This window comes from Lacrimispora struthionigena (assembly GCF_048627165.1).
GTDB lineage: Bacteria > Bacillota > Clostridia > Lachnospirales > Lachnospiraceae > Lacrimispora.
The window spans coordinates 1352827-1367527 of the sequence record NZ_JBMBWP010000001.1 but is presented as its reverse complement, the minus strand read 5'-3'; the positions used below and the strand labels follow the sequence as shown (position 1 = coordinate 1367527).

The following is a 14701-nucleotide window of genomic DNA, read 5'->3' as shown; positions in this document are numbered from 1 at the left end:
TTTTATTGTTTTTATTAATAAATAATATCAATTGTGTTTTCTATTAATAATAATCTATCATTAACGCTTATTTTTTATATTTTATGCACAAATATGCTTTACAAATATGAATATGTACTATACCATATAGGCGTAATATGTTTGTAAATTAAAACACGGAGATCAGGAGGTGATTATTTTGAGATAAACAGTCCGCAATTTTAAAAATCGAATTGCAGATCATATAACCAGGGAGGTAACACTTGAAGATATACCGGGCAAAAAATACTTTCATTATTTTAACGGCAGCTATTATGATTTTAGATACATCAATGGTATCCAGAGCGGCTGGCTGGACAGAGACAGAATATGGCTGGCATTATGAAGAAAATGGGGAATATATAAAATCCGCATGGAAAAAAGGGGAAAAGGGGTATTATTATCTTGGTGAAAGTGGGAAGCTCTCCACTGCTGCCTGGATCTCTCATGGAGATGAAAAATACTATGTGGATTCCGATGGTCTTCGGGTGAAGAATACATGGATCAATACAGAACGCTGGGATGATTTCTCTGATAAAAATCAATATTGGTATTATTTTGATCGAAATGGAGAAATGATGACTGGTAAACAGCAGATCGGAGATAAAAAATATTTCTTTTCTGACACCGGTGAGATGCTGACCGGCTGGATTACATATACAGATGGAGAAGCGGCTGAACTGACAGACGAAATCAGCAGTAATTATACCTATTATTGCCTGGAAGACGGAACAAGAGCCAGTGGATGGCTTAAGTTAGCGCCTCCCTCTGACGAGGAAAATACCGGGGCAGAATACTGGTATCACTTTCGCAGTGATGGTAAAATACGGAGAAATACAACAGTAACCATTGGAGACCATGAATACTGCTTTGATACCGAAGGCAGAATGATGGCTGGCTGGGTTTATAATACGGGTGATACATACGTAAAGGTCGACGACCAGACTGACAGGGCATTGTTAGATAAGTATAATGAAGATACCAGCAAGTATATTTATTGTGGCGCAGAGAATATGGGGGTTATCCAGAAAGATATATGGCTTTCTATCGTTCCCCCAGGATTAAATGGAGACCCGGATGAGGATGAATGCTGGTACTATTTTAATAAAAAAGGAAAAATAACCACTGCCTCAAAAAGCTCTGTATCATTAGCCACACAATCAAATGCCAGCCGTACCACAGAAGTAAGGTCCGTTGATACAAAAGGAAAATATGGATTATCCGGGGGGGATGATAATCTGACCTATATCCAGCTTGTAACAATTAAGGACGAGCAGTATCTTTTTAACTCCAAAGGAACGCTTGTTGATGGTTTAATTTATATCTATAACAAAGATGGATCCTTTCCTTTAAAAGAAGGCTATTATTATTTCGGATCAAAATCTGCTAAATCTACAGGAAAAGTGATATTAAAAAATGACGGGACGGAATATGAATATTATTTCTCAAAAAAGAGAGAGAATGGTTATTCACAAGGGCAGGGAGTCTCAGGAATCGTTAACGGAAAGTTGTACTACAAGGGACTTGCCGTCACAGCAGAGGAAGAAATGAAATACAAATTGGTATATATTCCGGAATTTTCTGGAGATCATGGAACAGGCCTGTTTCTCGTAGATGAAAACGGGAAAGTAAAAACCGGGGGCTTAACGTCTGAATCAGAGGCTGGATATCGGTATCGAATTATTAAAAATACGAATAATAGCAGCTCAGGTTTTCGTATATACCGGGTGGAAAAAGGCATGGAAGATGAAGAACTCTCTGAGGAGGATGCGGATCTGAAACTGGATATTTCCGATCCTGAACTCATTTTATAAAAGAAATCTGATTAAAAAAGTCCATGGACTGCTGCATCAGCAACAGGTCCCATGGACTTTTAAACAGACTAATTATGCATTCATGAATAATGCGATATCATCATCCACTTCACCGATTCCTGCAATACCGAAGGTATCTACAAGCACATTTGCAACATTAGGAGATAAAAATCCTGGTAATGTCGGTCCTAAGTGAATGTTCTTTACGCCAAGGTGAAGGAGTGCAAGAAGTACGATAACTGCCTTCTGCTCATACCAGGCGATGTTGTAAGCGATAGGAAGCTCATTGATATCAGCCAGACCGAAGATTTCCTTTAACTTCATTGCAATGACTGCAAGAGAATAGGAATCGTTACACTGACCTGCATCAAGGACTCTGGGGATACCATTGATATCACCTAAATTCAGCTTATTGTATTTATATTTTGCACAGCCTGCTGTCAGGATTACAGTATCCTTTGGAAGCTTCTCTGCAAACTCGGTATAATAGTTTCTTGATTTAGCTCTGCCGTCGCAGCCTGCCATTACAAAGAATTTCTTGATAGCGCCGGATTTAACAGCATCAACCACCTGATCAGCCAGTGCAAATACCTGATTATGCGCGAAACCGCCTACGATGGAACCAGTTTCAATTTCTTCCGGACTTGGAAGTGTCTTTGCAAGCTCGATGATAGCTGAGAAATCTTTCTTTCCGTTCTCATCTGCTTCAATATGTGTGCATCCTGGGAAACCAGTAGCACCTGTGGTGAAGATTTTAGCTGCTGCTTCAGGAGTTCTTGGAGGAACGATACAGTTGGTTGTAAAGAGAACCGGACCATGGAAGGATTCAAATTCTTCTAACTGTTTCCACCATGCATTTCCATAGTTACCTGCGAAATGATCATATTTCTTAAATGCAGGATAGTAATGAGCTGGAAGCATCTCGCCGTGGGTATAAACGTCTACTCCTGTTCCGGCAGTCTGCTCTAAAAGCTGTTCCATATCTGCTAAATCATGACCGGAAATTAAGATGGCTGGGTTCTTTCTTACACCAATGTTAACGGAAGTGATCTCCGGATTGCCGTAACGGGAAGTGTTGGCTTCATCAAGAAGAGCCATAGCAGTTACGCCAACTTCACCGGTCTGTAAGGTTAAAGCAACCAGATCATCTGCAGAAAGGGTATCGTCAAGGGTTGCTGCCATACCTTTGTACATAAATCCATAGACGTCAGTGTTTTCTTTGCCAAGGTTAATTGCGTGCTCTACATAAGCAGCCATACCTTTAATACCATAGATAATCAGCTCTCTTAAAGAACGTACATCCTCATTCTCTGTGGAAAGAACGCCTACTGTAGCTGCCTTATCAAGCATAGCTTCTCTGGTTGTTACATGGAAAGTTGCTGCATCGTTATTGCCTGTATAACCTTTTTTAGATGCCAGCTCATCTCTTAAGCCAAGTACCTTTAAAACCTGTGCTTCAATTGCTGCTGCATCGAAGTTTGCATTGGTAATGGTAATAAAAAGGCTCTTTACCGCCTCATGATTGATCTGGGCGATATCAGCTGCGTTTGTTCCTGTCTTTACGACTACTTCAGAAATTCCTTTTACTGCATAGATCAGCAGGTCCTGCAGCTTGGCAACCTCTTCTGTCTTACCGCATACACCTTTCACTGTACATCCTGTGTTCTTTGCTGTCTCCTGACATTGATAGCAAAACATGCTCATATTCCTTACCTCCTAAAGTAAATTTATACACACCCCATTTGGGAGTTTGTGCGCGTTTCATATTTGTGTTATTTCCCTGTTGCTCATTAAGAATATCATCGAACCTGATTTATGTCGGTTGTTATTACAACACAACTCAATCAATTTTAATTTTTTCGATTTTTTATTATTTTAAATGTGTTTCTGTCAAAATCAATGAGCCCTTCTGACCTCATCAGATTCAGCTCTCTTGTCAGCGCACTTCTGTTTACACAAAGGAATTCCGAGAGCTCCATTCTCCCCATATTCACAGTAAAATATCTGCTGTTATTCTTTTGCGCCTGTATGGAAAGAAAGCAGCTTATCTTTTCCCGAACTGATTTCTTTGTGGTCACCTCCAGCTTTTCAATCAGCTGAACATTCTTATCCGCAAGAAGGGAGATTAAATTTCCCATAAGCTTATGATGACAGGCACAGGATGTGGTACAGGAGTTCCATATTTTTTCAAAGGGAAGAAACAAAATCTTTGCTTCCTTACCGGCAACAAAGGTCACCGTCGACGTCTGTGCGTGGCTGCAGGTGAAAATTTCCCCAAACAGTCCCCCCTCTTCCATCACTGCAAGCAGTGTTTTATTTCCCCATATATCTTCCTTAATCATTTTTACGGATCCACTCAGAATAATGCCCAGACTTTTTACGGCATCCTCAGTGAGAATTATGATCTCACCGCTTTTATAGTTTTTTTTGTAGCTCCCCAAACAGTCCAGCATAGGGAGCAGTTCCTGATTACTGATTCCGGAAAATAACAGGACATGACTATAATCAATCATCTCGGACTCCAATTCTTATTTTTTCAATTCAATCATATCATAGGAATAATCACAAATACGTTGTATTTACAACTTATACTGGATTCGTTCTGAAAATAAGATAGAACGTAAAAACCGCATGGCTTCTGTAATACAATACAAAAGCCATGCGGCTGACTGACTATTCTGTTATATTTAAAACAGCTTACTAAGTTCTGTATTCATGATCAGCTGTCCGAGGGGAATATTCTTAAGAGGAAGCTTATCTACCCCCAGGCATGTCTTTGCTGCATTGATCAGAACCCGGATATCATATTGGGATGGGTAGACCGGATCCACTGCTTTCCCCAGATCCATCAGACCATATACCGCCATCATTGCGCTTCTGACTGAGTATTCCACAGTAAACACACAATCGCCGGGTACTTCTGCAAACTGCCCGAGGAATCCAAAGTTTTTGCTTCCCTGTGGAATTACCGCCGGTCTGTCACCAGCAACCCTGGGCATAAACTGAGCGGTTATATAAGGCATCATGCTTGGTATGACATTCACTGTATGAGACAGTATCTCTGGTATTTTCTCTTCTAAGCCCATATGATACAGCAGCTCTTCAAACATCTCACGGCCGGTACATTCTGAAAATGTCTTCTTTACATAATCCCCGGGAACGTCCATATTCAGTGCATAAGCCCAGAGAACCTTGACATCATCTGGCTGATTGATGAAATGGGGATGTTTTGGCACAACCCAGCTCATAAACCAGCTGGAATCTTTAATCGTTACCAGACCTCCCATTCCTGGTTTATCGCCAGTCAGCTGGTAGAGATAAGGAAATACCGTATCATCGTCTTTTAATGTTACAGTAAAGGACATCCATTTGGATTTATCAATATCTTCACAGAATTTTTCTGGGTGTCCGAAATCCGGTGATTTTGCAGCGATCTTTTTCCATACACTAAAACAGCCCTTATCCTCAGAACGATTGAGCACAGCCGGGTGGTTTAAATCGCCTCTGGTGGTATTTTCAGTCATGGAGCCATTTGTAAACAGTACTAAATCATCTTCTGCTACTTCAATCACATCTTCTTTTCCGGCTCTGATCAGATGAATTGCAGTAGCTGTTTTTTCATTTCCTATAATATTAAAATCAATGTCAGTCACCTTGCAGCCATATTCAAAGGAAACATTCTGTTCCTTCAACCAGGTGATTAACGGAAGAATCAGAGAATCATACTGGTTATATTCTGTGTGAAGTATCCCATCCAGCCGGTTCATACCTCCAATCAGGTGCATAAACCGCTCCATATAGCGTTTAACTTCTACTACGCTGTGCCATTTTTCAAATGCAAACATGGTTGCCCAGTAATACCAGAATTTTGTTTCAAAGAAGCTTTCGCTAAAAAACTCTTCAATGGTTGTAGCACCAAGTGCATCTTCCGTCAGCATATGGAGTTTTGCCAGCTCCATGGCATTCGGTGTAGATAAGCCCAAATCAGAAAAATCCGCTTTTTGGCCCTGATTTTCCACTAATCTGCAATGGGACAGGATGGGCTCCTCTTTATTTAACTGAACAAATTCATCTAAAACGCTGATTGATTTATCCTTTATAGAAGGAATAAAGCTGAACAGTTCCATGAAGCATTCAAAATGTTCTTCAATTTCCCTTCCGCCTCGTGCCGTATACCCGGTTTCAGCAGTACCTGCCCCGTCCATAGAGCCTCCCAAAACCTCCAGCTGTTCCAGTATATGAATGTTTTTTCCTGGCATATGAGCATCCCTTAAAAGGAATGCGGCTGCGGACAGTGAACCAATTCCGCCGCCCAATAAATAGGCATTTCTTTTTTCAATATTATGGGGTGCTTTTGGGTTGATTCTTTGATAGTTGTTCATAATAAAATCCCCTTTCCTAATAAATCAGTGATGCTCGTTTGATTATCATTTACAAGGTGATTTTACTTATTTCAGCCTTCTCTTTCAATGAACAAAATTTTTATCTGTATCATTTTTTCACAGTTTATCAAAAGTGTGAAAAAATGATCGTCAGGCTGTTGTTTTCTTTATCATATAAAGAATCGTTCCGTCAAGCATTCTGGCAATTCTGTCTGCAACATCTTCCTTTGATTCTTTCATACCATTGTTGATCCATTTTAAAAATTCACCAGTGATTGCATAGGAATAAAATTCCGATACTTCCTTTTTGATTTTCTCTTCCACAACTGTGGTTAAGTCTTTCGAAATATCCTCAATCACTCCAGTCAGTGCCCGCGTAAAAGTCTTATATAAAAACAGTTCCAGATGCTCACGTCCCATGGATCTGCAGGTATTGGTGCAGATTACACGGTTTTCCTGAGTATAATTGAGTACAATCATAAGCCCTTCCTTCCAGTTGGACAAACGGCAGTGATCATCCAGTTCATCAATTACTTCATTCTCAAATATCCAGTCTAACAGCTCATAAACATCATGAAAATGATTGTAAAAGGTATGTCTTGTCACACCACAGGCATCGGTCACCATTTTTACCGATATTTTATTCAGAGAGTGATGCATCATCAGAGACTTTAATGACTGTGCCAGGGCATTCTTGGTTATAAGGGAAGACGACATAATTTTCATCCTTTTCTGCAGCTTATATTTTACCACCTGTATCCAGCTCTTTTTTATATAGGGCAAAGGAATAAATGGGAGGTATAACAACGATTAGAATCACTACGAAAATAATGACAGAGACTCCATGAAAAGCAGCAGTCAGATGCAGATAACCGCTTACCAGGAGGAGGAGACCTCCGACCACCATCAAATGACCGGCCAGCCGGTTTGTTTTATTCCAGTTATCCGGATTATCTAATGTCCATGGAAGTCTCACTCCCATCACGTAGTTTCTTCTGCTCTTCGGTAAGTAGTTTCCAGTTATAATAAGCACAATGCCTGTTAAATAGAAGGAGAATGACATGATTGGAAATTTAAAACCAAGTGACATAAGCAGTGTGGCGGGTATCATGATCAGGGAAATAAGAGGTACCATCCAGATACCAATTACGCGGAGTGCCCTGGACTGCCCCCTCCATTTGGGATCATAGAGGAGACGCATGTTTGCAAAGATATTGAGCAGCAGAAATACAAATGGCATTCCAAATGCAGCCATGGCTTTTGGAAGATATCCATTAATTTCACCTGCACTGTTCCAGTGTACCGCGATTTGCTCCGGCAGTCTTTTATAGAGTATTACAGAGAGGATCTCGGGAAGCAAACACAAAACAGAGGTTATAATAATTGTTCTTTTATTCTTCATCATTCTTATCCTTTCCCTTAAATTGAGACAGCCAAAGCATAAGCTCCTCAAAAACAGATGTATTCAGTTCATAATAAACAAAATTTTTGTGCTTTGATTCAAATACCAGATCTGCCTTTTTCAACTGAGTAAGGTGGTATGAAATCGTGGCATTGGTCATATCAAATTTTTCTGCAATCTGTCCCGCTGATAAACGGCCGTTTCTTAACATCATTAGAATCTCCCGTCTGGCGGGATCTGAGAGAGCCTTAAATGTATCTGGAAATCCCAATATGATCCTCCTATCTATTTAGATATTTTTCTAAATAGATATTACTCCCGACTTGAATTTCTGTCAATAATATCTTTTCATTTATTTCCTGGCATTTTATTACAAAACAGGGACATACCGGGAGAAAAACAACTCCGGCATGTCCCTGTTATTATACTTCTATATCCGTTAAATCTCCCCCATAGGTTTCAATTACTTTTTTGTACCAGTAGAATGATTTTTTTCTGACCCGTTTCATTGTTCCATTTCCCTGGTCGTCCTTATCCACATAGATAAAGCCATATCGCTTTTTCATTTCTCCAGTGCCCGAGCTTACGATATCAAGAGCTGACCATACGGTATATCCCATAAGATTTACATGACTGTTAATAGCACGTTCCATTTCAGTTATGTGCTGTCTTAAATAGTTAATTCTGTAATCATCACGAATAAATCCGTTGTCATCCGGCTGATCAACCGCACCAAGTCCGTTTTCAACAATGAAAATCGGAATCCCGTATCGGTCCTGAATCTTATTGAGCGTATACCTGAGACCTTTGGGGTCAATCTGCCAGCCCCACTGACTTGTCTCCAAATAGGGGTTTCTTACACCGCCTAACAGATTGCCCAGAGTGGTGGCATGACCTTCCTCTGTAGTAACGCAGTTGCTCATATAATAAGAGAATGAATAAAAGTCAACGCATCCATTTCTTAATACAGCCTCATCCTCCGGTTCAACAGCCAGCTGAATCTGATTCTCTTCCAGATAGCGCAGTGCATATCCGGGATAGCTCCCCTTTACCTGAACGTCTGCACAGAAATCATTAATTAAATGGTCAAGTTCCTGTAGAAGAAGCATATCCTCCGGTCTGGACGTCAACGGATACATGGTGATATGAGCAATCATACAGCCCACTTTAAATTCCGGGTTGATTTCTCTTGCTGCCGCCACCGCTTTTGCACTGGCAAGAAATACATGATGGAGTGCCTGAAAGCGGAGGTTTTTATCATCTAAGGGATTCGCCACCTCATCGTCTTCCCGGTTAATAATGCCAAGCACCTCAAGATTTCCCATAGGCATGGTGGCAAAATTGATTTCATTAAAGGTCAGCCAATACCTTACCTTATCCTTATACCGCTCCATTACGCACCTTACATAGCGTTCAAAAAAACCGATCACTCTGCGATCCGCGAATCCTTTGTATGCTTTCACCAGATGGTACGGTATCTCAAAATGGCTCAGTGTCACCATTGGTTCAATTCCGTACCTGTGGCACTCGTCAAAAACCCGGTCGTAGAATTGCAAGCCTTCCTCATTGGGAATTTCATCATCTCCATTTGGGAAAATTCTGCTCCAGGCGATGGACAGCCGGAATACCTTGAACCCCATTTCTGCAAATAATGCAATATCTTCTTTGTAGTGGTGATAGAAATCAACTGCGGTATGGCTGGGATAACTTTCCTCCTTACGAATCTCAGAAGTAAAAACCCTGTTCTTATTAAGGGATCCTGCCGTCAAATGATCACAGATGCTCTCTTTTTTTCCATCAGCCTCCCAGGCTCCCTCACACTGGTTGGCTGCAACAGCACCGCCCCATAAAAAATTATCTGGAAACAATTTCATTCCTCCTGTCTGTTATAATATGGCAATTAAATCATCACCGCGCCGGACGTTTGAACCGCCTTCCATCACTGCAATAATATCCATATAATCATTTGTGTTTGTCACGATAACCGGGGTATCAAGAGAATAACCTTCTTTTTCTATTGCATCTTTATCAAAGGTGATGAGAAGATCTCCCTTTTTCACCTTGTCGCCCTCTTTTACATGGGCATCAAAATGTTTTCCGTCCAAACGAACCGTATCCATTCCTATGTGGATGATCACTTCACAGCCCTGATCAGACATAAGTCCTATGGCATGCTTTGTTGGAAACAGCATCATAACCGTGCCGTCAAACGGAGCCGTGACTTTTCCCTCTGCCGGTATAACTGCAACCCCTTTTCCCAGAGTTTCATTTGAAAATGCCGCATCCTCAATCTGACTGAGAGGTTTGACTTTACCGGTTAACGGAGATGCAATCGCTTCTTTTTTACATTTTTCAGAATCACTTTCCTCCCCCTTCGTCTGAGAAGGTTCTTCATCTTTAAAGGTCAGGAAAGAAACAACAAAACCAATTACCAGTGAAATCGCTGCAGCAATTACTGCTCTCACCAGACTTACTCCCGGCTGTGCCGGATCAAGTAGTGCCGGAATCTCAAACAGTCCCATACCTGCCATTGTGTGATATTTTAATCCTAAAGCTGCTGTTGCTGCACCAGCCACAGCTCCACAGAGACAGGAAAGAACGAAATGCTTCATTCTGGGAAGTAAAATTCCGTATATAGCCGGCTCTGTTACTCCGAAAAAGCCTGAAATCCATGCAGGAAGAGCGATCTGTTTTAAGCTCTTATCCTTTGTTTTCAGCCACATGGCGAAAACCATACCGGTGGTTGTAAAGGTAACAAAGGTGGTAAATGCCAGGATCGGATCGGGAGTTCCTGAAATAATATTTGTAATGCAAAGCACAACCAGTACAATATGAACACCAAATACAATCATTACCTGCCAGAATCCGCCTACTAAAAATCCGGCAGCAATTGGGCTTAGTTTATATACAGATAATACCGCCTGAGAAATGCCATTGGACAGCATGTTGGCAAGAGGTCCGATTACCACATAACCAAGAGGAACTGATATTAACAGCACAAGCATTGGTGTGATAAAGGTTTTCACCATATCAGGAATTATCCGGTTGAAAAAGCTCTCCAGAGGCTTTGCTACAGCTACGATTAATATGACTGGAAGCAGTGTGGATGTATAAGTTGCATTAAACACATGTCCAAACAGAGGTACATCCACTCCGTTAATGGTTGGATAACACAGAGCAGCTCCTATAATCAGACCCAGGAACGGATTCATCTCTATTTTCTTTGCAGTGTTGTAACCGATAACAACCGGGAAGAAATAAAAGATGGAATCTCCGATTGCATTAAGCAGAATATAAATTCCGTCTTCATTGGAATAAAGTCCCAGGTAGGATAGGATGGAGTTAAATCCTTTTAACATACCGCAGGCACAAAGGATACCGATTGCAGGCATCATAATCCCGGAAATCAGATCCAGTGATTTTTCCCTGAAACTCATCTTCTTTTTTTCTGACTCTTTTTCTGATGAAATATTTGCAATTTTACAAACATCTGCAAATACCTGGGGTACATGGTTTCCGATGACAACCTGATACTGACCGGAGCTGCGCATCACTGTTATGATACCTTCTGTCTGTTTCAGCGCTTCATCATCTGCAAGGCTTTCATCTTTTAATTGAAAGCGCAGACGGGTTACGCAGTGTACAAGGCTTAAAATGTTATCCTTGCCGCCGACTTTTTTGATAATGTCTTTTGCCAACAGGTCATATTTTCCCATTGTTAAATCCTCCATTTTTCTTTTTTATTTGAAATATGAAAGTTTAGCCAACCTAATGTAACCATCTTGTCATAAAACAGTCTTATAAACAACTCGTTCAATGTGAAGCGTTAAATACAGTTTTTCATCATTGGATACCTGGTAGTTATATTTCTTTCTGAGAAACTCACAAATCTTTTCCGCACACTCATAGGCATTCACATATTTTTTCTTAATGATTAAAAGCAGATCATCCTGTTCATCATCAAGATAGGTTTTTCCCTCCAGAAGTCTCTGGGCAAAAAACTTTAAGTGGGTGATAAAACGGTAATAATATAATGAGTCTTCTTTAAAAAAAAAGTGAAAATTATAGGAAACAATATTGGTAATCTCTGAGATCAGTTCCGCAACCTGATGAATCTCTTCAGAACCTTTTTTTGTAACAGCTTCCACAAAATGAATGGCGATAAATCCCGCTTCATCTTCCGGCAGGCGGATAGAAAAACGTTTCTCTATCATATCCAGTGCCTTTAAACCAATCTCAAATTCTTTCTTGTAAAACTTCTTTATATCCCATAAAATAGCGTTTTTTATTGTGATTCCTTCCTGGAACCGTTTCACAGCAGAATAAATGTGATCAATTAAAGATAAATGAATGGTATCATTTAAGTCTGCCTCTAACACCTTTGAAGCATATTCAATCATCTCTTCTCCCAGCTCCACATAGCCGATGGGAATGTTGGCAACCAGCTCCTGAAACCGGTTGTTTATTAAGGGATCAGACAAAACAAAGATCTTATCGATTTTGCTTTCATCAAGCTCATCTCCATTCTTCTTTTTAAATGCAAGACCGCAGCCCATAACAACCTTCTCCACCCCGTTTTCATCTCTGATAACGACTGCGTTGTTATTAAAAATTTTGTAAATGATCATGCTTTTCACCCCTGTCCACTGTATTAACGATCCTCAAGTACCTGTTTTTGGCGAAAAAAAACCTGTTTATCATGTATTATGGGCAAAAAATGCCACAATAACATAATAAACAGGTATAGCTTGCAAATGCAATCACCATCCATTTGACCATAGTATAATACAAAAGAATGAATTTAGCAAGATAAAAAAAAGCACCGTCAACGGCCTGCTGTGAGGTGACCCCTAAAAGTTAGACTTTATGGCGAGGTGGATTTTTCCGCTTCGCCTTTTTCTTTTATGCTGCCAAGAGGCTGAGTCTGTATTGCACAGGACTCATCCATCCTAGTTTCTCTTTAATTCGTTTCTCATTGTAATACTTGATAAATTTTTCTATTTCACTTTTTAGTTCTTCGAAACTATAATACACAACACCATAATAAATTTCTTGTTTTAAAAGTCCGAAAAAGTTCTCCATAACAGAATTGTCGTAACAGTTCCCTTTTCGTGACATACTCTGAAAGATTCGTTCTTCTCTGAGGCGATGAGAGTATGCTTTCATTTGGTAAGCCCAGCCTTGATCTGAATGAAAGGTTCTGCGATATGGGCAATCAGATGTTATTTTTATTGCTTCATTTAATGCATTCATTACATTAACAGCCAATGGATGTTTATCAATAGCAAAACTTAAGATTTCACCATTACACATATCCATAAATGGATCCAGGTACAGCTTATGCATTGCCATATGTCCCTTGCAATCGACTTCATAGTATTTAAACTCAGTAGTATCTGTCGTAATCTTCTGATGAGGTATAGAAGTTTTAAATCGTCTCCTGATTCTATTGGGTGCTACAGTTCCAACTTTCCCTTTGTAAGAACTGTATTTACGGCTCTTTCTGGTAAAGGAGAATACCTGAAGATTAAGCTTTTGCATAATTCTCTGTACTTTCTTCTTGTTAACCGTAAATCCTTGATTACGAAGTTCTCCATACATACGACGGTATCCATAATCTTTGTTATTTTTATGAATTTCTAAAATTTTATCTTCAAGTTCCTGATTAGGATTTTCTCTATCAAATCTTTTTTGCCAATACATATAAGTTGCTTTTGGAAATCCAATAACTGCGAGAATGTCTTTTAGTCTGTATTCTCCTCGGAGGCTGTAGACGATTCTCGCTTTTCTTTCAGAAGAGCTTCCTCCTCTAAACGCAGCCTCCTCAGTTCTTTTAAATAAGCATTCTCAATCCTAAGTTTTAGAAGTTCGTCCTCAAGTTGCTTTACATGTTCAGCACTAGTATCAACTGGAGTAATCTCAGTAGGCTGAATATCTTGTTTTCTTCTAAATAAATCCAATGATTTCTTACGTCCCTTCTTCTTTGGTCTCAAAGCATCAGGACCGGCAATTCTGTAATCATTTACCCACTTTGCAATTAATGCATTATTGTTAATTCCTTCAGAAAGAGCCAGCTCTTGATATGAAACTTCACTTGATAAGTATAACTCTACCACACGAAGCTTATATTCAAAAGAATAACTCTCATTTTTTCTAGAACGAAATAGTCCTTCATCACCAAATTTCTCGTAATAATGAACCCAATTTAAAACTTGACGCCTATTCGTAACTCCAAACTTCTCAGCTAGAAACGTATATCCACCTTTTCCTTGTAGATATGCATCAACCACCTGTTTTTTAAATTCAAAACTGTATTTTGACATAATAAAACCGACCTCCAATCGTTAGATTCTAGGTCTAACTTTTGGGGGTCGGTTCACTGACGATGCTCTTTTCTCACATTATTATGAGAAAATTTGATCATGGTATCCTATTTTTGGTGCTTTACATGGATTAAAGCATTCTCAATAATTTCAAATACGTGTTCATCGTCTAATGAATAATAGACAAATTTACCCTCTTTTCTGGACTTTACCTGGCCTGATCCCTTTAGAAGCTTTAATTGATGGGATATTGCAGATTTCGTCATATCTAAAATTACAGCCAGATCATTTACACATAATTCACTTTTTGATAACGCATACATAATCTTTATTCTGGTATCATCACTGATTATTTTAAAAAATGCAGAAAGGAGGGAAAAACAGCCGTCGTCTTCCATTTCTGATTTCACTTTTTCTGCCAATTCCTCATTAATCGCCTGACAATCACACTTATTAATTGAGTCTCCCATTCACACTGTATCCCTTCTAAACTTCAATTTATTAATTATACGTAATTCTTCCATCACACGTCAAGACGGAGAATGGAATTTATTCAAATAAAGTAGTTGACATTTTTGATCCCTCTACATATAATGTATAAATCTCTTTGCACTGCATTATATTCCAATGGAATTCGAGATCAACAGTACAAACTGAGCAGGCGATGCCCGAAAGGGCGTGGGGCTGGGCCGTCCAACGAACGGCAGCGGATTGCAATTTACGCACATCTGCGGGACAGTAGTATGTTCCGCCGGTGTGTTT

12 protein-coding genes and 1 riboswitch are annotated in these 14701 nt (G+C 39.8%); of the genes, 1 reads left to right on the top strand and 11 read right to left on the bottom strand.

Annotation, left to right across the window (positions count from 1 at the left end; translation table 11 throughout):
- The first annotated feature begins 242 nt into the window (after positions 1-242).
- Entirely contained in the window at positions 243-1832 is a 1590-nt protein-coding gene (locus ACOAOT_RS06190; protein ID WP_420216195.1) for an N-acetylmuramoyl-L-alanine amidase family protein, read from the top strand.
- A gap of 72 nt (positions 1833-1904) precedes the next feature.
- On the opposite strand, the gene hcp is transcribed toward ACOAOT_RS06190, so the two are convergent.
- From hcp to ACOAOT_RS06135, 11 genes are all read right to left on the bottom strand, one after another.
- Positions 1905-3536, bottom strand: coding sequence for a hydroxylamine reductase (gene hcp, locus ACOAOT_RS06185; RefSeq protein ID WP_420216194.1), 1632 nt, complete (start codon positions 3534-3536; stop codon positions 1905-1907).
- 146 nt (positions 3537-3682) lie between these two features.
- Positions 3683-4345 carry a Crp/Fnr family transcriptional regulator gene (locus ACOAOT_RS06180; protein WP_420216193.1) on the bottom strand — a complete coding sequence of 221 codons (663 nt, stop codon included), beginning with the start codon at positions 4343-4345 and terminating at the stop codon, positions 3683-3685.
- A 174-nt stretch (positions 4346-4519) separates the two neighbouring features.
- The gene (locus ACOAOT_RS06175) at positions 4520-6214 is read right to left on the bottom strand and encodes an oleate hydratase (RefSeq protein WP_420216192.1); all 1695 of its coding nucleotides are present in this window, start codon (positions 6212-6214) and stop codon (positions 4520-4522) included.
- Between the two features lie 150 nt (positions 6215-6364).
- On the bottom strand, positions 6365-6931 hold the full coding sequence (locus ACOAOT_RS06170) for a TetR/AcrR family transcriptional regulator (protein ID WP_420216191.1): 567 nt from the start codon (positions 6929-6931) through the stop codon (positions 6365-6367).
- Between the two features lie 22 nt (positions 6932-6953).
- Positions 6954-7619 carry an SdpI family protein gene (locus tag ACOAOT_RS06165; RefSeq protein ID WP_420216190.1) on the bottom strand — a complete coding sequence of 222 codons (666 nt, stop codon included), beginning with the start codon at positions 7617-7619 and terminating at the stop codon, positions 6954-6956.
- Positions 7606-7887, bottom strand: a complete 282-nt coding sequence (locus tag ACOAOT_RS06160; protein WP_349669157.1) for an autorepressor SdpR family transcription factor — start codon at positions 7885-7887, stop codon at positions 7606-7608. The genes ACOAOT_RS06165 and ACOAOT_RS06160 overlap by 14 nt, the downstream gene beginning before the upstream one ends.
- A 151-nt stretch (positions 7888-8038) precedes the next feature.
- The gene (locus ACOAOT_RS06155) at positions 8039-9490 is read right to left on the bottom strand and encodes a glycoside hydrolase family 1 protein (RefSeq protein ID WP_420216189.1); all 1452 of its coding nucleotides are present in this window, start codon (positions 9488-9490) and stop codon (positions 8039-8041) included.
- Positions 9491-9502: 12 nt separating this feature from the next.
- Positions 9503-11332, bottom strand: coding sequence for a beta-glucoside-specific PTS transporter subunit IIABC (locus ACOAOT_RS06150; RefSeq protein ID WP_420216188.1), 1830 nt, complete (start codon positions 11330-11332; stop codon positions 9503-9505).
- A gap of 69 nt (positions 11333-11401) precedes the next feature.
- Complete coding sequence (gene licT, locus ACOAOT_RS06145) at positions 11402-12244, bottom strand: BglG family transcription antiterminator LicT (RefSeq protein ID WP_420216187.1); 843 nt, start codon at positions 12242-12244, stop codon at positions 11402-11404.
- Between the two features lie 274 nt (positions 12245-12518).
- Positions 12519-13939 (bottom strand): IS3 family transposase gene (locus ACOAOT_RS06140; RefSeq protein WP_420215795.1). Its coding sequence is split into 2 segments (ribosomal slippage): positions 12519-13453 and positions 13453-13939, totalling 1422 coding nucleotides; the frame shifts between segments, so codons are not numbered across the junction.
- Positions 13940-14046: 107 nt separating this feature from the next.
- The gene (locus ACOAOT_RS06135; RefSeq protein WP_420216186.1) at positions 14047-14409 is read right to left on the bottom strand and encodes an ArsR/SmtB family transcription factor; all 363 of its coding nucleotides are present in this window, start codon (positions 14407-14409) and stop codon (positions 14047-14049) included.
- Between the two features lie 173 nt (positions 14410-14582).
- A riboswitch (NiCo riboswitch) is annotated at positions 14583-14680 on the top strand.
- Positions 14681-14701: the final 21 nt, after the last annotated feature.